This is a genomic window from Bacillus sp. SRB_8 (assembly GCF_003264205.1).
GTDB lineage: Bacteria > Bacillota > Bacilli > Bacillales > Bacillaceae_G > Bacillus_A > Bacillus_A mycoides.
Genome location: NZ_NADT01000006.1, coordinates 82,970 through 102,950 on the forward strand (window position 1 = coordinate 82,970; position 19,981 = coordinate 102,950).

Below are 19,981 nucleotides of genomic sequence, written 5' to 3' on the forward strand. Positions count from 1 at the left end.
GTAAGTCACCATACCTTTCTTGAAAAAGGTCACATCTTTTTTCATTTTTTGATATAATCACCTTTGTAAGTAAATCTTATCAAGTTGGGAGTGGACAAAATATGACCATTCGTTACCCAAATGGAAAAAGGTACGATCAAGCTTCACAACCTCATAAAACACCAATAAAAAAACATACTTACAGTAATAGAGGTATGTCCCTTGAAGAGGAATTGAATGACACCAATCAATATTACTTAACCCATAATATTGCATGCGTACATAAAAAACCTACACCTCTTCAAATTGTAAAAGTAGATTACCCCGCTCGAAGTGCTGCAGTGGTAAAAGAAGCGTATTTCAAACAACCTTCTACAACAGATTACAACGGTGTATACAAAGGGAAATACATCGATTTTGAAGCGAAAGAAACTAAAAATAAAACCAGTTTTCCACTTCAAAACTTCCACCTTCATCAAATTGAACATATGAAGCAAGTAGTCGCTCATAATGGAATTGCATTTGTTATTATTAAATTTACACTTTTTGATGAATTTTATTTATTAGATGCAAAACATATTATTGCATTTTGGAATCGTCAAAATACTGGTGGACGTAAATCGATTACAAAACAAGAAATAGAAGAGCATGGGTCTTTATTATCATGCGGTTATCACCCTCGAATTGATTATATCCGCGTACTAGACACGGTTTATTTTTCGTGATAGAGTCATCACTAAGGCTCTTTTTTCGACTTTTGGGGGAGAGAATGAAAGGTAGGAGAAAGTATAATGTCAGATAATTATCGTTCTCGTACAGAACGAAATCATGTAAAAAATCAAACGAAAGAAACAAATAATAAAGAAGAAAAACCAAAGAAAAAAGGTTCCTTTTTCAAGAGATTTCTTATAGGTTGTCTACTTCTTGGTATCGTCGGTCTCGTAGCTGGCGTTTCGGCCTTCTTTGTTATGGTAAAGGACGCTCCAAAACTAGACAAATCAAAGCTAGTCAATCCTTTATCAACAAAATTCCTTGATAAAAACGGGAATTTCTTCTATGAATACGGTGCTGAAAAACGAACCCATGTTACATACGATCAAATTCCAAAAGTAATTGAAAGTGCATTCCTTGCGACTGAGGATGCTCGTTTCTACGATCATAATGGAATTGATTTTAGACGTACTGGAATGGCAGTCATGGAAAATGTCACTGGTGGTTTTGGATCACAAGGTGGTAGTACGATTACACAGCAAGTAGTTAAAAACTATTTTCTAACGATGGACAAAACTGCAAAAAGAAAAGTGCAGGAATGGTACTTATCTTATAAGTTAGAGCAACAGTACTCAAAACATGAAATTTTAGAAATGTACTTAAATAAGATTAACTTAGGTAATCGCTCTTATGGTATTTCCACAGCTGCCAAAAAATATTACGGCAAAGATTTAAAAGACATACAACTACACGAAGCTGCAATGCTCGCTGGTTTACCCCAAGGTCCTAACATTTATGATCCAACAAAACCAGATAACGTTGATAGAGCAACGAAACGTCGTAATATCGTATTAACATTAATGAACCGACACGGGTATATAACGAAACAAGAAATGAATGATGCGATGCAAATCCCTGTAATACAAGGACTTCTTCCATCTTCAGAAGTAACTGAAATGAAATACCAATCATTTTTAGATGCTGTTGTAAAGGAAGTTGAAAAAGAATACCCTGATGTAAATATCGGTTCAGATGGTTTAACGATTCATACAACACTTGATCAAGATGCTCAAGATTACGCTGAGAAAATTATGGATGGCAATCTCATTAAATATCCAAACGATCAGTTCCAAGGATCATTTGTATTTATGGATACACAGTCTGGAGAAGTTCGAGCAATTGGTGCTGGGCGTAAAGAAAGTAAGTCTACTTTCAAAGGTCATAATATGGCAGTTGATTTAAAACGCCAAGTTGGTTCAACAATGAAACCAATTTTCGACTATGGTCCAGCAATTGAGAATCTTCAATGGTCTACTTATCATCAATTAAATGACTCTGAATATACTTACTCTGATGGCACAAAGATTAAAAATGCTACAGGTAATTTTAAAGGTGACGTTTCACTTCGTGAAGCATTGAAGAAGTCATTAAACATCCCGGCTTTAAAAACAGCTCAAGCAGTCGGTATTCCTAAGTCACAAGAGTTTGCTGAAGGTTTAGGAATGACGTTTAAAGATGGGAAAGCATATGAATCTACTGCAATCGGTAGTAATGAAGGCTCTCCGTTAGATGTCGCTGGAGCTTATGCAGCATTTGGAAATGACGGTGTATACAATAAACCTCATTTCGTTAAAGAAGTTATTTTCCCAGATGGGAAAAAGAAAAGCTTTAAATCGAAAGAACAACGCGCAATGCATGACTATACAGCTTACATGGTCACTGACGTTCTTCGTGACGTAGTAAAACCTGGTTCTGGCGGTACAGGTCCAACAGCATATGTTTCAGGTGTAGACGTAGCAGGTAAAACCGGAACACAAAACTTTGATAAATCAGTTATAAAAAAATATGGTATCCCAGATGACGCAAACAGAGACAGCTGGTTCGCTGGATATACACCACAATATACAATGGCTGTATGGACTGGTTATGAAAAAGATAGTCCAGAAAATTACATTAGCGATCGTTATACTAAAATTGCACAACAAATGTTCCAAGTAATGATGAGCAAATTCGCTACAGATAAATCTCGTTTCGAACGCCCTTCTTCTGTACAAGAAATAAACGGAGAGTTATACGTAAAAGGTGCGAAGAAAGATGCAATTAAACAAATTAAAGTAGATCCGCCTAGTGGTCTTAATGTCGCTTTCGATGGCGCTAGCACAGTGACACTGAACTGGTCTGGACCATCATCAAATGTTGATGCATACGCAGCAAGCTATAAAGCTACTGACGGTTCTAGTGGTAGCTTATCAGTAAGCGGTACGACAGCTACTCTTGGTGGTATTAAACCAGGTGTTACTTACAGTTTCTCTGTAGTAGCGAAAAAGGGTACTGGAACAAGCCCTGCAGTTGGTGCATCCTTCACTGCGCCTGGCGGAACTCCAGATGCGAAAAAAGCTGACGAAGAAGCCCTGAAAAAGACCAATGAAGATAAACTAAAACAAGAAGAAGCTAAGAAAAAAGCTGATGAAGATCAGCGTAAACAGCAAGAACAGCAACAGCAACAGCAACAAGAACAACAACGTAAACAACAAGAACAACAGCAGCAACAAGAACAACAACGTAAACAGCAAGAAGAAGCTCAAAAGAAAGCCGCTGACGAAGAGGCTAAGAAGAAAGCTGACGAAGAAGCTAAGAAGAAAGCTGACGAAGAAGCTAAGAGAAAAGCCGACGAAGAAGCTAAGAGAAAAGCTGACGAAGAAGCTAGAAAAAAAGCTGAAGAGCAACAACAGCAACAAAATACCGAGGGAGATACACCTCACGCGGACGGAAATGTTGTTACAACAGAGTCTTAATAAACAAAAAAAGAAGTCGGTTTCTCTTAATGAGAAACCGACTTCTTTTTTGTTATCATTTTCTTTACATATAGCTTTTCTATTTCGATATACAACTGTACTAATTGAATATACGAATGGTAATTACTCAGTTTCTTTATAATAAATGAATATCGCTCCATAAAATTAACAGGTTGTACTTCCAATTTATTCGTATTTACTTGCATCTCATTCAAACTATGAACAGGCTGCTCATTTAACCAATATATAACCGATAGAAAGTGCGCTGCAAAAAGAATCATCGGACCCTCAGCTTCTTGTTTTTTTCTGTTCCGAAATAGTATAGCAATTTCTTCATGCTTGCTTTTCCATATATTTAACACCGCTGGAATACTTGTTTCAATTTCATTCCATGGCTCATATTTTCTTTCAATATCAAATATAAAGTAAGTATTTTGTATTATCTCTTCAAAAGATTGGTCTGTGTGATACGTAATCGAATTTGCACTCTCTTTAAAAAATGGTACGCACCGAAACTCTTTCGGTATTTCTATAACTCGCTCCATCCTTTATTTCCCCTTCATTCGTTTCTTTCCTTCGCGACATATTTCTAGTAATCGACACTCTTCACATTGTGGTCGCTGCGCCTTACAGTAATAACGTCCGAAGAAAATCATACGGTGGTGTGTAACTCCCCACTCATCCATTGGAATTTTCTTCATCAATGTCTTTTCCACTTCTAACACAGAATCTTTCCATCTACAAATTGCTAACCGTTTACTCACTCTCTCTACATGCGTATCAACAGCAATCGCTGGAATCCCAAATGCTACCGAAACAACTACATTCGCTGTCTTTCTCCCTACTCCTGGTAATTTCGTCAGCTCATCACGGTCTTCTGGAACTTTCCCGTTATAATCATCTAGTAACATCCGGCACAATTTTTGAATATTTTTCGCCTTATTTCTAAACAATCCAATGGAACGTATATCTTGTTGTAACTCTTCTAAAGACACACTCAAATAATCTTCTGGTGTTTTATATTTTTGGAATAAGTTTTTCGTCACTTTATTCACAAGTGCATCTGTGCATTGTGCAGATAATGCCACTGCGATTACAAGTTCAAATGGATTATCATGAATTAATTCACAATGCGCTTCTGGATACATATCCGCCATTGTATCTAAACAATAACGAATTTGCGTTTTGTTCAACATATATTTCCTCCTACACTACTGCTCCAACCAATTATAAAAAGGCACTTTCCCAGTAAATTTCGTCTCTTGTTTTGTCGTTTGTTGTGTGCGTTGTTGATTCGCTCTAAATTTCTGGCCTTGATTTTGCGCTTGATCTACCGTTTTAATTCCGTTCTTTTTCCACTCAAACAAAATACGATCAATATACCGAAAATTAAGTTTACCACTCATAACAGCTTCACGAAGAGCCGCTTGAATTAAATTCGGATGGTGTTGATCTTGATCTTCCCACATCCCTAATGTTTCACATTCAAATGGGGAAAGTGGTCTTCCGAATTCTTTTTCAAATACTGTATATAAATTTACTTGAATTTGTTTTTGTTCTTTTTGCTCTTCCTCTATAGATTCATTCATTAAAAAGTGCAATATTTTTTCCCACAGTGGTTGTAAAGAATAACTTTCACACATCATCGCTTCAGATCTTCGTCCACCTTCTAGTGCTAAAAAACCTTTTTGGATTAAAGTCTGAATCACTTCCATGCATTTCATTTCTGTTATCGTCATCCGTTCTGAAATCTCTGAAGGAGTCGGGAACGAATTACCTGATTCTAAAAATGTGTGTACATGAAGTACTACCATAAATTCCGTCTCATTTAAACCTAGCTTTTTATAATGCATCATAAGCAATTTAGGAATCGCTATGCTTCCCTGTTCAAACCATTGTAACATCATTTTCTTTTTCATCACCAAACACCTCGTTCTCTAGTATAACACACCTTTAGCCATTTCTTTTTGCCACAATTCGTCAAAAAAACCTCCCTATATATAGGGAGGTTTTTTGCCATTTACTACAAGAAACAGACGATTAAGCCTGTACTTTACTTTTCATGAACGTATGAATTCGTTCTAATGCTTTCTCAACTTGCTCAAGAGATGTCGCATACGATAATCGAACGTTATTTGGTGCACCAAATCCTGTACCTGGAACAAGAGCCACCTTTTCTTCTTCTAATAATGCTTTTGCCCACTCATCAACTGTATCATACCCAGCTAACGCTACGGCTTCTTTTACATTTGGAAATAAGTAAAAAGCACCTTGTGGCTTAATGCAAGTGAAACCAGGAATTTGAATTAATTTATCATAAATAATGTTCAATCTTTCTTCAAACGCTTGACGCATTGTTTCTACAGGTTCTTGTGAGCCTGCATACGCAGCAATTGCACCGTATTGAGCAATTGAAGTAGGGTTTGACGTACTATGACTCGCTAAGTTCGTCATCGCTTTAATAAGCTGCTTATTTCCTGCTGCATATCCAATACGCCAACCTGTCATAGAATGTGATTTAGATACACCATTAATAATAAGTGTTTGTTCTTTTAATGCATTAGAAAGCTGGGCAATTGAAGTATATTCCGCGTCACCATAAATTAATTTTTCATAGATCTCATCTGAAACGATTAAGATATCATGCTCTAAACATACTTCTCCAAGCTGTTGTAATTCTTCTTTGCTGTAAATCATCCCTGTTGGATTGCTCGGTGAATTAATAATAACTGCTTTCGTTTTCTCTGTAATTGCCTCACGCAGCTGCTTTGCTGTAATTTTGTACTCATTGCCTTCTAGACCTTCTACATAAACTGGCTTACCACCAGCAAGCTTTACTTGCTCAGGATAACTTACCCAATAAGGAGTTGGGATGATAACTTCATCTCCTTCATCAAGTAACACTTGGAATAATGTATATAATGCATGCTTGGCACCATTACATACAATAATTTCAGATGAATCATACGCAATTCCTTGATCACGAGTAAACTTCTTCGCAATTTCTTGTTTTAACGCTTGCAATCCACCTGTTGGTGTATACTTCGTATGTCCTTCTAACATCGCTTTATGCGCAGCATCCATAATATGTTCTGGCGTATTAAAGTCAGGCTCTCCTGCTCCTAATCCAATTACATCATGACCTTCTGCTTTTAATGCTTGTGCCTTTGCTGTAATTTCTAAAGTTGCAGATGGTGTTAAAGCAGCTACTCGCTTTGCTAATTTCATTTGTAGTTCCCCCTACATCTATTTTTCAATGCTATATCGTCTTAAAAAGTTCCCATCTTTAAATTCAAGATAGTAGTAACTATAACGATTGTCATCATCAATATATGTAACTTCCCATAATGGTATATTATTTTCAAAGCCTAATTTTGCTTTTAAAATTTCTTTCGGCTTACTTTTGGGTTCTTTACTTTCATCTCCGACTTGTTCAATCGTTCTTTGTAAAGCATCTTTTTCAGAAATACCTTCGCTCTTTTTCCTTACTATAGTTTCCCCTTTTTTCTCAGGCACCCAAACGATAAGTTGTTCTCCTTTTTCATCTGTACCTTGTACGACTGTATATGAAGATTTTCCGTTATAATAATCAACGGTATTTACCTTTGTAAGCTTTGCCTTTTCTTTCGCAATTTCTACAGACTTTGACTCTTTTGGAATTTTCTTTTCCATCGCTTTATTATAAACATATGCCCCATATATTCCGCTAGCAACGATAACGATAATGATTGTAAAGATCCACTTTTTCATTGTATCACTACGTTCTGTAAATCGTAAATACAGCTATTTCTTTATCTTTTTCGTCTAATGCTAATCCGAACATGAGGTCCTGCTCTTTTAACGTACGATTCAAACCATCAACAATTTTATACAAGTCAGACGAATATTTAATACGCGTCGTTGATAGGACTTCGATTTTCTTATCCATGAAAAAACTCCTCCGTTACACAAAAATTTCTAATTATAGAAGAACGCAATGCGGTTACAATAAGAGTACATTCTTTACAACCCCTGCTTCATCACCCATCTATTATAGCAGGACATGTACAGCAAAAAAAGGTTTCAAATCGAAAAGCAATATATTTTGTATACAAGAAGTAAGAAAAATAAAATTCCTCCTACCCACATTTTTTACGCCTGAAGTTTAAATGTACTTCAGGCGTATTTTTCTTCCAATTTTATTCATTTGACGATTCTTCTAACTGTACTAACAATTCTTCTAACGGTCCTTCATAGAGCGGTACAGTTGGGATTGATTGTAAAAATCGTTTTCCATAGGAAGAACTTGTCAAACGACGATCTAATACAAATACAGTTCCCGTATCTGTATTTGTTCTAATAAGACGACCAAACCCTTGTTTGAAACGCAAGATTGCTTGCGGGAGCGCCAACTTATCGAATACGTCTTCTCCTTGATTTTTTAACCACTCTCCTTTTGCTTCCATCATCGGCTGATGAGGAGGGGTAAAAGGCAGACGGACAATGACAAGACAGCTTAGGGCATCTCCAGGTATATCTATCCCTTCCCAAAAACTACTTGTTCCTAACAAAATCGATTTGTCGAACTCCTGGAATTTGCGGATTAGACGACTTCGGCTCTTATTATTCACACTTTGCGTTAATAATAAATATCCTTCTAATGTCTCATCATTTTTCAAATTCGTATACGCTTCTTTCAACATTTCATACGAAGTGAATAAAACGAGCATTCTACCTTTTGTAGCTTTCGCTATTTTCGCAATATGTGCCGATATAGACTCAATATATTCTTCATTACTTGCTTTCTTAATAAAAGGTACATCCGTTGAAACCATTAATTTCATTTGCTCTTCAAAACGGAATGGTGATGGAACCTTTAATGTATTGGGAGCAAAATCATGTAAACCTAGCTCCTCTTTTATATAGTCGAATGAATCATTAACTGTTAACGTTGCTGATGTGAAAATAACACTCTTTTTCTGGGTTAAAAATTCATCAGCAAATCTTTCACCAATATGAACAGGCTGCGCATATAGAACTGTTGAATGAATCGTTCCCTTCGTTTCAGTCTCCATCCATGTCACGTATGAATTTTTTTCTAAAATGAGTAATTGTAAAGATTGTTCCATCTTTCTCAACAACTCAATTAAATGCATAAATTCACCTGTAACGACATGCATCTCCCATTCTAATTTACTTTGCAATATTTCAGCTTGCTTCTCAAGTGTAGTCAATAACTTTCTTACATCATACACAAATCGATTTGTTAACTCGGTAATGCTATCCCATAACTTACCTTTCTCTACTTCCGTGTTATATCGATAAATGAGTGGCATATTGCTCATCCCTTGTTCCTGCTTTGTTTGTTTAAATACGAAAGTCCGTAACATTTGAAATAGTTCATCCGCATCAAATTTCAATTCCTTCAAACTATGACTCACCATACGGAAAGTTGAACGCGATGCTTGCTCTGATTTTTTCATCATTTTATATACTTTAGAAAGTACATCATCTGTTTCTAGCGTACCAAGACGAGATAAAGCTAATTGAAAATACATGCATGAGAACTGTTCACCTAATGTTCTACTCGCCGCTTCCTCGATATGATGAGCTTCATCAAAAATAATATGTTCACATGAAGCAAATAGTGGTTCTTCACTTGAAAAATCTTGAAATAATAACGCATGATTTGTAATAACGATATCTGCAAATAGTGCTTTATTCTTTGCTCTTTGATAAAAACAACGACTATACCAGTTGCTTTGCATCCCGCCTGGACTATGTACATCACTACAAATACGGTTCCAAAGTAACTTGCCGCCCTCAGGAATATTCAATTCATCACGATCGCCAGTTTCCGTTTGCAATAACCACACTAAAATTTTTGCCTTTGTGAGCGCCATATCATAATTTTTCTCTTCCTCTTGCAAAGCATATTCAAATTTGTGTAGACAAAGGTAATGCTTTCTTCCTTTCAGAAGAGCTACTTCAAATGAAAATGGCATTATTTTCTTTAATAAAGGAATTTCTTTTTCTAGTATTTGTTGTTGCAATTGTACAGTTTGTGTACTTATAATGACAGGCTCTTCTTTTTTCTTTGCGAAATAAATACTTGGAAGTAAATATGCAAGCGTCTTCCCCGTACCTGTTCCTGCTTCAATCAGTGAAAACCTAGAATCTCTTAGCGCTGTATATATTTCCTTCATCATAATTTGTTGGCTTTCTCTTTTTTCAAACTTTGGCATATTCAATTCAAGTTTATCGATTGTCTTATGTAAGAAAGCATCAAATTTAGATGAGTATGTTTCACTGAGGCTTAAAGAATAATTCCGCTTTCGAAGCGCAATATTTCGATACACCTCACACTCCTCTGCCTCTTCTTTACCATGCATCATTTTCTTTAAAATATTTTCAGAAAGTACATCAGCTATATCACTTTGGAAAACATCACTTAATTCATAAAGCGATTGTAATGTGACAAGTGGTAACTTTTCAATTTCACTTAAAAATTGTAAAAACAACTCCGCTGTTGCAAGAGCATCACTATCCGCACGATGTGGTTGATCGTGCTCTAGTTCATGCTGCTTAGCTAAATCACGTAATTTATAACTATCAGCTGTCGGCAAAAGAATTTGCGCCAATTCAACTGTATCAATTTTAGGACAATGTACTTCTGTATATCCAGCTTGCCTTAATTCTTCATTTAAAAAATTCCAATCAAAGTGAACGTTATGTGCAACAAAAGCCGCACCTTGTAATAGCTCAACAATCATCGGGGCTACATCTCGAAATAACGGGGCTTGTTTTACAAGATTTTCATCAATCCCAGTTAATTCTGTAATAAATAGGGGAATCTCTCTCTTCGGATTAATAAAAGATGAAAAAATCTCTAATATCTCTCCATCTTCCACTACAACAGCTGCAATTTGGGTGATTTTATCCTTCCCATCCTTCCAGGAGTTCCCTGTCGTCTCTAAATCAACAACGACATAACGCTTACTCATATATGTAACACCTCAATTTCTTACCTATCAAACACAAAAATTATATAATGTTACTATACCACGTTTTACCTCATCTTAATGAAAAGATGCACAAAAAAGCTATCTCCTTAATTAGAGATAGCCTTCCTACTTATAATATCGTGCCAGCTTTTTCAGCACCTAACATTTCAATAATTTGATTATCATCGTCTAATACTGCAATTTTCGGCTCTTGTTTATGAATATTTTCTTCTGCCACTAAACCATAGCAAATAATAATAACTTTATCACCCGGTTGTACAAGCCTTGCAGCTGCACCATTTAAACACACAACACCGCTACCGCGCTCTCCTTTAATAACATATGTCTCTAAGCGAGCTCCATTGTTATTATTTACAATTTGTACTTTTTCATTTTCTACAATATTTACCGCATCCATTAAATCTTCATCAATTGTAATACTACCTACATAATTTAAATTTGCTTCTGTTACAGTTGCACGATGTAACTTCGCTCTCATCATTGTGCGAAACATAGATGCTCCCCCTTATTTCCCCATTAATGTTATATTGTCAATTAATCGTACATTTTCAAACTTAACTGCAATCGCTAAAATGATTCTTCCTTCAATTTTATTTATTGCTTTTAATGAAGGATATGCATATAAATCAGCATAATCTACAGTGCCTTTCGTATACTTCTCAATATGCTCTTTCACAAGATTCATAATGATTTCCGGATTACGTTCGCCTGCCTCAATTCGTTCTTTCGCTATACATAGACTGCCGTATAAATGAGGAGCCTCTTCACGTTCTTCTAGTGATAAATACACATTACGAGAACTTTTCGCTAATCCATCTTCTTCCCTTACAATATCAACTGGTACGATCGTAACGGGAATATTAAAATCAGTTACGAATCCTTCAATTACAGCTACTTGCTGTGCATCTTTCATACCGAAATAAGCACGCGTTGGCAATGTAATATTAAAAAGTTTCATTAGTACAGTCGCAACACCAGCGAAATGACCAGGTCTTTGTTTGCCACATAATACGTCGGTACGCTTCACAACTTCTACTGTTGTCGTTTGTTCTGCTGGATACATCTCTTCTACACTCGGATAAAATAAATAATCAACACCATTTTCTTTTGCTACATTTTCATCTCTAACAATATCACGTGGGTATCGATCTAAATCTTCATTTGGTCCAAATTGTAGTGGATTTACAAATACACTTAAAACTACAATTTCATTTTCTTCCCTTGCCTTACGTAGTAACGTAGCATGCCCTTCGTGTAAATACCCCATCGTTGGAACAAAACCGATACTTTTTCCACTTGCATGCAGTTCGTTTGTAATTTGCTGCATCTCTTGCACTGTAGTTATGATTTTCATTATTGTTTTCCTCCGTATAACGCTAAGCACTCTTCCTCTTTCATTGTAAATGAATGTTTTTCTTCAGGAAATTGCCCTGTCTTTACTTCAGTAACGTATTGCGAAATCCCTCGCACAATCTCCTCTTGAACAGACGTATATTGCTTCACAAATTTCGGAACACGATTTACGCCGTACGAGATAAGATCGTGGTATACAAGAACTTGCCCATCTACTTTTTGTCCTGCTCCAATTCCAATTGTAGGAATTGTTAACTGCTCTGAAATAAGTTCTGCTAATTGCATTGGCACACATTCTAGCACAAGTGCTATCGCACCAGCTTCCTCACATTTCTTTGCATCTTCTATTAATTTTTTTGCACTTTCAGCATCTTTCCCTTGTACTTTATACCCACCTAGCACTCCTACAGATTGAGGAGTTAAACCTAAATGCGCCACAACGGGAATTCCCGCATTCGTTAAGTAGTGAATAGTTGATATAACTTCTCCAGCACCTTCTACCTTTAATGCATGTGCCCCGCTCTCTTGAACAATGCGACGTGCATTAATCATCGTATCTTGCAATGAGACATGATAAGACATAAATGGCATATCAGTTACAATAAACGTCTCTTTCGCTCCGCGGCGTACAGCTTTCGTATGATGAATCATATCCTCTACTGTTACTGGAACTGTTGAATCATACCCAAGTACAACCATTCCTAGAGAATCACCCACTAAAATCATATCGACTTTAGCTTCTTCTGCTAATTTAGCAGATGGATAATCATACGCCGTTAGCATTGTAATCGGCTCACCTTGCTCTTTCATTTTCAAAAAATCTGTTTTTGTTTTCAAAAACTACTCCTCCTTTATGCAGGAGAGAGGAGATGGCCGAAATCATATAAAAAACCCCTCTGGCCATAAAAGGGCAGAAGGGTTGTGTGTTAGTCGGCATTATTCATCCCTCTGTCCCAGTCCATTATTGGATCAAGGCAGAATCCAAATTATTATTTTTTCATACTGCGTAAAATAATGGTGCAGTTCGCTTTGATACTGCCCATATTCGAACTAATTATAGCAAACTCTGAAAAGGAATTGCTACATTTTTTCGAAAAAATAATTTTTTATTCCTATTACGGTATGTGAAATTTATTAGTATCTAAATGACAAAAAGAAGCTCCAAAATAGGAACTTCTTTTACTTAATTTCTATATCAGCAGAATGAATGTGGTGCACTTGTCCTTGATGATCCTCAAGTAACAATACACCATCCTCCGTAATTCCTTTTGCTAGCCCATTAATAGTTTCCTTCATCGTTCGAGCTGTAATTTCTTTTCCGATACTTACTGCGTAACTTTCCCAAAGAATTTTAATAACAGAGAAGCCATTTTTTAAATACTCTTCATACAATTTCTCTAGTTGCAAGAAAATTTGTTGCATAAGTTCCGCACGAACAATCGGCTTACCCGATTCAATTGCTAATGAAGTTGCAATTTGCTGAATTTCCTCATCAAAATGTTCTTGTTTCTGATTTGCATTAATGCCAATTCCCATAATAACAGCATTAATTTTATCTGGATCAGCTTGCATCTCCGTTAATATACCGACAGCTTTTTTACCTTGAATTAAAATATCATTCGGCCACTTAATCCCTACGTTTACACCGGTACATTTTTCAATTGCTTGCGCTACGCTAACAGCTGCTAATAAAGTAAGCTGTGGTGCATGATGAACTGGAATCGAGGGACGCAAAATAATACTCATCCAAATTCCTGTTCCTTTTGGGGAATACCATTTTCTACTTAAACGCCCTCTACCTGCTGTTTGTTCTTCAGCAACGACAATTGTTCCCTCTTCTGCGCCTTCATAAGCAAGTCTCGCTGCAATATGCTGAGTAGACTCAACCGATTCTTCAAAATAAACCGTTCTACCGATACGCTCTGTTTGTAATCCTAATTGAATCTCATTCGCAGTTACTTTATCTGGTTTACTAGCAATTCGGTACCCTAAGCGGCGTACAGCTTCTAGTTCATACCCTTCATTACGAAGGTCCTCCATATGCTTCCATACAGCGGTTCTCGAACAACCAAGTTTGTCACTAAGTATTTGACCAGATACAAATGCACCATCTGCTTCAGAAAAAACTTGTAATAACTGCTTTCTTATAGTAGATTGCATCTTTGTAGCCACTCCCTTATATCCTCTTTCTTATTAACTAAATCTCCTTGTACGATTGCTTCTTCAATATTTTGAAGCATTTCGGCAACCCACGGACCTGGCTTTTTATCTGTCCAGCTTAATAAATCATTACCAGTCACATTCATTTCTTGACGATTTTTTATCGGCAATGCATGAAATAATGATTGTACTTGCTTAACAGACGCACTATTATAACTTTCTATTATCGCTTCATATACTCTTTCCGCCATCTCAGCGATGCGAATCCCAGTTTTATAAAGAAGGATTGTATCCCACTCCTTCTCCTTTCTAGAACGAATTGCTAATAAAACCGCTACGATATCTTTAATCTTTTTATTCGAGAACTTCCATTGACGCAAAAAGACAGATGGATGCTCTTCTCCGATACAATATAGGAAAAATGCCCACGCCTCAACGTCTGTTTCGAAAGAATCCCATTTATACTGCGTAGCTTTCAAGAGTCTTTCTTCTGACATTTGCAAATATGGCAGATGAGAAAATAGCTTAGTTTCTACTAACTCTTGAAGACCATTCACACAATATGTACCGGTCAACAATTTTTCAAATTCAACTGTAATTCTTTCAATCGCTATATGTTCGAGCAAATGCCCATACGTTTCAATTGCTTGTTTCGTCTTTATTTCCAAAGAGAAACCTAACGTACCTACGAACCGAATACCACGCATCATTCGCAGTGCATCTTCTTGAAAACGGTCTGCAGCATCTCCAACCGTTGTAATTTCCTTCAGACGAATCGCTTCTTTCCCAGCAAATAAATCAACCATTTCGCCTTCCTCTGTCATTGCAATTGCATTCATCGTGAAATCACGTCGTTTTAAATCCTCTTCTAATGAACGGACAAATTGAACACTACTAGGTCTTCGAAAATCTTCATATTCGCTTTCTGTTCGAAAAGTAGTTACCTCATACGGTTCACCATTTTCTACAACAATTACAGTTCCATGCTCAAGACCAACCGGAACATGTCTTGGGAAAATAGCCATTACTTCTTCTGGTAAAGCAGATGTTGCGATATCGATATCTCCAATCGGTCTATCGATAATAAGATCGCGTACACTTCCACCAACGAAGTAAGCCTCATGTCCGTGCTGTTTTAACATCTCAATAATTGAACTAGCTTTTTTAAATCTTTCCATTCTTGTCATCCCTTAGTATGTCATAATAAATCGCCTCATACTGTGAAACGATTTTTTCCGAACGAAACTGCTCATATACAGATTTCATCGCTCGCTCTCCCATATTACGGTGAAGTTCTTCATTTTCTAGTAGCTGAATTGCTTGCTTAGCTATTCCGTCTGTATCTCCAACTTCACATATATATCCTGTTTCACCATGTTGAATGACCTCTGGAATGCCCCCAACCCTCGTTCCGATACTAGGCACACCACACGCCATCGCTTCTAATATAACAAGACCAAAACTTTCCTTTTCTGATAAAAGTAGCATTAAATCACTCATCGCAAGAAGCTCTGCAACATTATCTTGCTTTCCTAGGAATAAGACACGTTCCTCAATATGTAAACTTTTCACCAATTGTAAAATAGTACAGAACTCTGGTCCATCACCAACAAGAAGCAATTTCGCATCTACTTCCTTTACAATTTTGGCAAATGACTGCACAACATCCTGTACACGCTTAACCTTTCGGAAATTTGAAATATGAATCAACACTTTTTCATTTTCTCGTATACCATATTCTTTTTTTAATTGAGACATATCACGTTTGAAATAAACACGTTCATCTACAAAATTGTATACCGTCTCAATTTCTTTATCTGGTTTTACAAGTTCATTTGTTTCTTCAATTAACGAATGTGACACAGCTGTAACAACATCAGATTGTTCAATACCAAAGCGAATTAAATTATTTAACGAAGGGTCGGAACCTAACACAGTAATATCCGTTCCATGTAAGGTCGTAACAATTTTAATACGCTCCCCAATCATTTGTTTTGCTAAATATGCACAAATAGCATGAGGGATTGCATAATGCACATGTAAAATATCAAGGTTTTCTCTTTGAGCAACCTCTGCCATTTTACTCGCTAATGCTAAATCGTAAGGTGGATATTGAAAAACAGAATATTGATTTACTGTTACTTCGTGAAAATAAATGTTCGGGTACACTTTATTCAACCGAAATGGTACACCCGATGTAATAAAATGAATTTCATGCCCGCGTTCCGCCAATTGCTTTCCTAACTCTGTCCCAACAACCCCAGAACCACCTACAGAAGGATAACATGTAATACCTATTTTCAATTTCATTTACATCCCCCTATTAAATCAGCATGTAATAAAACCGGTTTCTTACTCATAAATCCTTCGGCATACAGCACTCCAACTTCTTTCCCAAACATCTTCTCCCTAGCGATTACAGTTTCAACGTATCCTTCGGTTAATGGCGTCTTAACACCATCACTCCCTGTTGAAAACTGACTTTCATACGCTTCTAACGCTTCCACCTTTTTAGAAAGGTATTCACTAATATCTATACAAAAATTCGGTTTATGAAAACCATTAATCATATAATTATAAAACGACTCTACACGGTGCGGCGGAAGTTCAGACATATATTTACGAATTCCCGCTGAAAAGATAGCTTCTTCCACAAGTTTCGCGCAATTAGCATGGTCTGGATGACGATCTTCGTAATATGGTGCGAAAATTAGTGCTGGTTTATATGTACGAATAATCTTTACAATTTCACGTATATATTCTTCTTTCATATACAAACCACGATCTGGCATTGCTAAATTAATTCTCGTTTTTACTCCCATAATACGAGCTGCAGCCTTTGCTTCTTCTTTTCTTATTTCTACCGTTCCATTTGAAGAAAGATCAGCTTCTGTTAAATCGCAAATGCCTACTTCATATCCTTGCTTCGTATACTTTGCAATGGTACCTGCCATGCCGATTTCAACATCATCGGCATGAGCACCAAACGCTAATATATGTAATCCACTCATAATTGTTCCCCTCATTTTCTTAACTTTCGGTAATCTAAATCTCCCCGCTCTAATGCATGCATTAGCATTTCAGCACTTGCCATATTTGTTGCTAATGGGATGGCGTATACATCACATAAACGAAGTAACGCATTAACATCTGGTTCATGCGGCTGGGCTGTTAGTGGATCCCGGAAAAAAATCACCATATCCATCTCATTTTTTGCAATCATTGCACCAATTTCTTGATCTCCACCAAGAGGACCGGATTGATATCTTGTTACAACTAAACCAGTTGCCTCCATAATACGAAGTCCTGTCGTTCCTGTTGCAAAAAGTTCATGTTTTTCAAAAATTGGTTTATATGCGTATGCGAACGAAACCATATCATCTTTCTTTTTGTCATGTGCGATTAAGGCAATTTTCATCCGTTGTCTCCCCTTTAGTCGATAATATTTTCTAAACCGTACACAAGATGATCAAGGTTCATTACTGTTTCAATTGATAGTTTTACACCTGACATAAATGATGCACGGTTGAATGAATCATGACGAACTGTTAACATTTGTCCATCTCCGCCGAACATTACTTCTTGGTGTGCAATAAGCCCTGGTAGACGTACGCTATGAATGTGAATACCGTCTACATTTGCACCACGTGCCCCTTCTAATTGTTCCGTTTCATTAGGGTGCCCTTGCTCTTTTGGTACACGATTTTGACGGATTAATTCTACTGTTTTTACAGCTGTACCAGATGGTGCGTCTAATTTTTGATCATGGTGTAATTCAATTACTTCAACATCTTGGAAATACTTCGCTGCCATTTGAGAGAACTTCATCATAAGAACTGCACCAATCGCAAAATTTGGAGCGATAATTGTTCCTACTTCTTTTTCTTTTGCATTTTCTGTTAATTGCTTTAGTTCTTCTTCAGTAAATCCAGTTGTACCAATAACTGATCGAAGTCCACGTTCAACTGCAAGTGTCACATGTTTCTTTCCAATTTCTGGTGTTGTTAAATCTAACAATACATCTGCTTCTACTTCATCTAAACAAGTATGTAAATCCGCGTAAATAGGTGCATCTAGCGCTGGCATTCCCGGTACATCAGAAATTTTTTCTCCACCATGCTTATAATCAATTGCTGCTACTAAATTGAAATGCGCTGTTCTTTCCATAAGAAGGACTGCTTCATATCCCATGCGTCCTCGTGGTCCAGCGATAATTACTTTAATTTCTTTCATGCGTCTTTCTCTCCCTCATCAATACGTGTCCAACGATCTTTATCACGTGTATTAAATTTATTCATTACAATGTTATGCGCTGTTTCTAAATCAATATTTAAACTATTTGCCATACAAAGCATAACAAATAAAACATCTCCAAGCTCTTCCTCAACACTTCGTTCTTTCTCAGTCGTTTTCTTTGGTTTCTCACCATAATAATGATTAACCTCTCTTGCAAGCTCTCCCATTTCTTCAGTTAAACGAGCCATCATTGCAAGCGGACTAAAATAACCTTCTTTAAATTGACCGATATATGCATCTACTTCTTTCTGCATATCTTTCATCGTTTTTGCTTCCATACTAGTCACCTCTTATTCCTTCCTCTTTCATGTTAGCCAATTCATCGCGATTTGACAAATATTATTCCCTCATATCACTATTTACGACTCTTTTTAGGATAGACTATAATAAAGTGAAACTTCTTTTGCGTGATTTTTGCAAAAGATCAGCCTGAACCAATCGGGCTCTTACGGCTGGTTCGAACTTTCTTCACTGTGTTACCCTCTACCAGCCGTTAGAGCGGGGTAAAGTGAAACTTCTTTTGCGTGATTTTTACAAAAGATCAGCCTGAACCAATCGGGTCCCTGCGGCTGGTTCGACCTTTTCTTCTTCGCTTTTCCCTCTACCAGCCGTTGGGACGGGATAAAGTGAAACTTTCTTTTGCATTTTTTCCGCACAATATCAGGCTGAACTAATTAAGCTCTTATACCATTCTCTATTTTTACTATCAACTAGAAATAACTTATTATTATGTTCTATCGTTTAAGAGGAGCAATGCAATCATTACATAATTAGGGGGATTTCTAAATGACATCAAATTTGAAGATTCGAAATATCATTTTTATTTTAATCGGTTCCGCTATTTTTTCTTTCGGTATTGTGAATATCAATATTGAAAATCATCTTGCAGAGGGTGGATTTACCGGCATTACGCTATTATTATATTTTAAATTTTCACTTGATCCTTCCTATACAAACTTAATTTTAAACGTCCCTCTATTTTTCATTGGCTGGAAATTACTCGGCCGAACAACATTTTTATACACATTAATCGGTACATTTAGCGTCTCTTTATTCCTTTGGGTGTTTCAGCGCTACGAGGTTCTCAACTTACATTTAAACTTGCAAAATGATATGACACTGGCTGCTTTATTCGCTGGGGCATTTATCGGCATAGGACTTGGAATTATATTCAAATACGGCGGGACTACTGGCGGTGTTGATATTATCGCAAGGCTAGCTCACAAATATGTTGGCTGGAGTATGGGAAAAACGATGTTTATGTTTGATGCGGTCGTTATCATTATCTCTATTCTTACATATTTATCATATCGCGAGGGCATGTATACGTTAGTTGCTGTTTTTATCGGGGCCAAGGTTATTGATTTCATGCAAGAAGGTGCTTATGCAGCAAAAGGAGCAACTATTATTTCTGATAAAAACGATGAAATTGCTTCAAAAATTTTATCAGAAATGGAGCGCGGAGCAACCTTTTTAAAAGCAGTTGGATCCTATACAAAAATAGAACGTAATGTACTATATTGTGTTGTTGCTAAAAATGAAATCGTAAAATTAAAAAATATCATTATTTCAGTAGATCCACATGCCTTTGTCGCTGTAAGTGATGTACACGATGTTGTTGGTGAAGGATTTACATTAGATGAAAATAAAAAACCGTTACATAATTAAATTCAGCTAGAAAAG

The 19,981-nt window shown here is 36.7% G+C and carries 20 protein-coding genes; 3 read left to right on the forward strand and 17 right to left on the reverse strand.

Going from position 1 to position 19,981, the window contains the following annotated elements; genetic code table 11:
• The first annotated feature begins 101 nt into the window (after positions 1-101).
• Together recU and B5P40_RS05510 are read left to right on the forward strand one after the other, a co-directional pair.
• Positions 102-704, forward strand: a complete 603-nt coding sequence (recU, locus tag B5P40_RS05505) for a Holliday junction resolvase RecU (protein ID WP_002030800.1) — start codon at positions 102-104, stop codon at positions 702-704.
• 66 nt (positions 705-770) lie between these two features.
• Positions 771-3,485, forward strand: coding sequence for a penicillin-binding protein 1A (locus tag B5P40_RS05510; RefSeq protein ID WP_113708958.1), 2,715 nt, complete (start codon positions 771-773; stop codon positions 3,483-3,485).
• 26 nt (positions 3,486-3,511) lie between these two features.
• Here B5P40_RS05510 and B5P40_RS05515 read toward each other — a convergent pair whose 3' ends face one another.
• The 17 genes from B5P40_RS05515 to B5P40_RS05595 form a co-directional block, all read right to left on the reverse strand.
• Positions 3,512-4,030 carry a YpoC family protein gene (locus B5P40_RS05515; protein ID WP_002193189.1) on the reverse strand — a complete coding sequence of 173 codons (519 nt, stop codon included), beginning with the start codon at positions 4,028-4,030 and terminating at the stop codon, positions 3,512-3,514.
• A gap of 3 nt (positions 4,031-4,033) precedes the next feature.
• On the reverse strand, positions 4,034-4,681 hold the full coding sequence (gene nth / locus B5P40_RS05520; RefSeq protein ID WP_000933020.1) for an endonuclease III: 648 nt from the start codon (positions 4,679-4,681) through the stop codon (positions 4,034-4,036).
• 15 nt (positions 4,682-4,696) lie between these two features.
• Positions 4,697-5,404 (reverse strand): DNA replication protein DnaD, encoded by a 708-nt coding sequence (dnaD, locus tag B5P40_RS05525; RefSeq protein WP_000728546.1) that lies wholly within the window; start codon positions 5,402-5,404, stop codon positions 4,697-4,699.
• A 121-nt stretch (positions 5,405-5,525) separates the two neighbouring features.
• Positions 5,526-6,713: an aspartate transaminase AspB gene (gene aspB, locus B5P40_RS05530; RefSeq protein WP_113708959.1), complete on the reverse strand. Its 1,188-nt coding sequence runs from the start codon at positions 6,711-6,713 to the stop codon at positions 5,526-5,528.
• A gap of 18 nt (positions 6,714-6,731) precedes the next feature.
• Complete coding sequence (locus B5P40_RS05535) at positions 6,732-7,235, reverse strand: cell wall elongation regulator TseB-like domain-containing protein (RefSeq protein ID WP_002030789.1); 504 nt, start codon at positions 7,233-7,235, stop codon at positions 6,732-6,734.
• 7 nt (positions 7,236-7,242) lie between these two features.
• The gene (locus B5P40_RS05540; RefSeq protein WP_002166065.1) at positions 7,243-7,413 is read right to left on the reverse strand and encodes a YpmA family protein; all 171 of its coding nucleotides are present in this window, start codon (positions 7,411-7,413) and stop codon (positions 7,243-7,245) included.
• Between the two features lie 250 nt (positions 7,414-7,663).
• Positions 7,664-10,468 carry an ATP-dependent DNA helicase DinG gene (gene dinG, locus B5P40_RS05545; RefSeq protein WP_113708960.1) on the reverse strand — a complete coding sequence of 935 codons (2,805 nt, stop codon included), beginning with the start codon at positions 10,466-10,468 and terminating at the stop codon, positions 7,664-7,666.
• A gap of 130 nt (positions 10,469-10,598) precedes the next feature.
• Positions 10,599-10,982, reverse strand: a complete 384-nt coding sequence (panD, locus tag B5P40_RS05550; RefSeq protein WP_000490176.1) for an aspartate 1-decarboxylase — start codon at positions 10,980-10,982, stop codon at positions 10,599-10,601.
• Positions 10,983-10,994: 12 nt separating this feature from the next.
• The gene (panC, locus tag B5P40_RS05555; protein ID WP_016101475.1) at positions 10,995-11,843 is read right to left on the reverse strand and encodes a pantoate--beta-alanine ligase; all 849 of its coding nucleotides are present in this window, start codon (positions 11,841-11,843) and stop codon (positions 10,995-10,997) included.
• Complete coding sequence (panB, locus tag B5P40_RS05560) at positions 11,843-12,679, reverse strand: 3-methyl-2-oxobutanoate hydroxymethyltransferase (RefSeq protein ID WP_002011854.1); 837 nt, start codon at positions 12,677-12,679, stop codon at positions 11,843-11,845. Before panB ends, panC begins: the two co-directional genes overlap by 1 nt.
• 342 nt (positions 12,680-13,021) lie before the next feature.
• Complete coding sequence (locus B5P40_RS05565) at positions 13,022-14,002, reverse strand: biotin--[acetyl-CoA-carboxylase] ligase (RefSeq protein WP_002086594.1); 981 nt, start codon at positions 14,000-14,002, stop codon at positions 13,022-13,024.
• Positions 13,987-15,180, reverse strand: a complete 1,194-nt coding sequence (locus B5P40_RS05570) for a CCA tRNA nucleotidyltransferase (protein WP_002193193.1) — start codon at positions 15,178-15,180, stop codon at positions 13,987-13,989. Before B5P40_RS05570 ends, B5P40_RS05565 begins: the two co-directional genes overlap by 16 nt.
• On the reverse strand, positions 15,167-16,312 hold the full coding sequence (gene bshA / locus B5P40_RS05575) for an N-acetyl-alpha-D-glucosaminyl L-malate synthase BshA (RefSeq protein ID WP_002086596.1): 1,146 nt from the start codon (positions 16,310-16,312) through the stop codon (positions 15,167-15,169). The genes B5P40_RS05570 and bshA overlap by 14 nt, the downstream gene beginning before the upstream one ends.
• The gene (gene bshB1, locus B5P40_RS05580; protein ID WP_002193194.1) at positions 16,309-17,013 is read right to left on the reverse strand and encodes a bacillithiol biosynthesis deacetylase BshB1; all 705 of its coding nucleotides are present in this window, start codon (positions 17,011-17,013) and stop codon (positions 16,309-16,311) included. The genes bshA and bshB1 overlap by 4 nt, the downstream gene beginning before the upstream one ends.
• A gap of 11 nt (positions 17,014-17,024) precedes the next feature.
• On the reverse strand, positions 17,025-17,420 hold the full coding sequence (gene mgsA, locus B5P40_RS05585; protein WP_000684753.1) for a methylglyoxal synthase: 396 nt from the start codon (positions 17,418-17,420) through the stop codon (positions 17,025-17,027).
• Between the two features lie 14 nt (positions 17,421-17,434).
• Entirely contained in the window at positions 17,435-18,235 is an 801-nt protein-coding gene (gene dapB / locus B5P40_RS05590; protein WP_002188996.1) for a dihydrodipicolinate reductase, read from the reverse strand.
• Entirely contained in the window at positions 18,232-18,576 is a 345-nt protein-coding gene (locus tag B5P40_RS05595; RefSeq protein ID WP_002193195.1) for a nucleotide pyrophosphohydrolase, read from the reverse strand. Before B5P40_RS05595 ends, dapB begins: the two co-directional genes overlap by 4 nt.
• Before the next feature lie 508 nt (positions 18,577-19,084).
• On the opposite strand from B5P40_RS05595, the gene B5P40_RS05600 reads away from it, so the two are divergent.
• Positions 19,085-19,966, forward strand: a complete 882-nt coding sequence (locus tag B5P40_RS05600) for a YitT family protein (RefSeq protein WP_002011845.1) — start codon at positions 19,085-19,087, stop codon at positions 19,964-19,966.
• Positions 19,967-19,981: the final 15 nt, after the last annotated feature.

Bases quoted from the DNA above. Each gene is read 5' to 3' on its own strand.
- B5P40_RS05565 (WP_002086594.1), bottom strand. From the start codon at position 14,002: ATGCAATCTACTATAAGAAAGCAGTTATTACAAGTTTTTTCTGAAGCA.
- B5P40_RS05510 (WP_113708958.1), top strand. From the start codon at position 771: ATGTCAGATAATTATCGTTCTCGTACAGAACGAAATCATGTAAAAAAT.
- recU (WP_002030800.1), top strand. From the start codon at position 102: ATGACCATTCGTTACCCAAATGGAAAAAGGTACGATCAAGCTTCACAA.
- B5P40_RS05515 (WP_002193189.1), bottom strand. From the start codon at position 4,030: ATGGAGCGAGTTATAGAAATACCGAAAGAGTTTCGGTGCGTACCATTT.
- B5P40_RS05570 (WP_002193193.1), bottom strand. From the start codon at position 15,180: ATGGAAAGATTTAAAAAAGCTAGTTCAATTATTGAGATGTTAAAACAG.
- mgsA (WP_000684753.1), bottom strand. From the start codon at position 17,420: ATGAAAATTGCCTTAATCGCACATGACAAAAAGAAAGATGATATGGTT.
- panD (WP_000490176.1), bottom strand. From the start codon at position 10,982: ATGTTTCGCACAATGATGAGAGCGAAGTTACATCGTGCAACTGTAACA.
- B5P40_RS05600 (WP_002011845.1), top strand. From the start codon at position 19,085: ATGACATCAAATTTGAAGATTCGAAATATCATTTTTATTTTAATCGGT.
- bshB1 (WP_002193194.1), bottom strand. From the start codon at position 17,013: ATGAGTGGATTACATATATTAGCGTTTGGTGCTCATGCCGATGATGTT.
- dnaD (WP_000728546.1), bottom strand. From the start codon at position 5,404: ATGAAAAAGAAAATGATGTTACAATGGTTTGAACAGGGAAGCATAGCG.
- dinG (WP_113708960.1), bottom strand. From the start codon at position 10,468: ATGAGTAAGCGTTATGTCGTTGTTGATTTAGAGACGACAGGGAACTCC.
- aspB (WP_113708959.1), bottom strand. From the start codon at position 6,713: ATGAAATTAGCAAAGCGAGTAGCTGCTTTAACACCATCTGCAACTTTA.
- B5P40_RS05540 (WP_002166065.1), bottom strand. From the start codon at position 7,413: ATGGATAAGAAAATCGAAGTCCTATCAACGACGCGTATTAAATATTCG.
- B5P40_RS05535 (WP_002030789.1), bottom strand. From the start codon at position 7,235: ATGAAAAAGTGGATCTTTACAATCATTATCGTTATCGTTGCTAGCGGA.
- dapB (WP_002188996.1), bottom strand. From the start codon at position 18,235: ATGAAAGAAATTAAAGTAATTATCGCTGGACCACGAGGACGCATGGGA.
- bshA (WP_002086596.1), bottom strand. From the start codon at position 16,312: ATGAAATTGAAAATAGGTATTACATGTTATCCTTCTGTAGGTGGTTCT.
- B5P40_RS05595 (WP_002193195.1), bottom strand. From the start codon at position 18,576: ATGGAAGCAAAAACGATGAAAGATATGCAGAAAGAAGTAGATGCATAT.
- nth (WP_000933020.1), bottom strand. From the start codon at position 4,681: ATGTTGAACAAAACGCAAATTCGTTATTGTTTAGATACAATGGCGGAT.
- panC (WP_016101475.1), bottom strand. From the start codon at position 11,843: ATGAAAATCATAACTACAGTGCAAGAGATGCAGCAAATTACAAACGAA.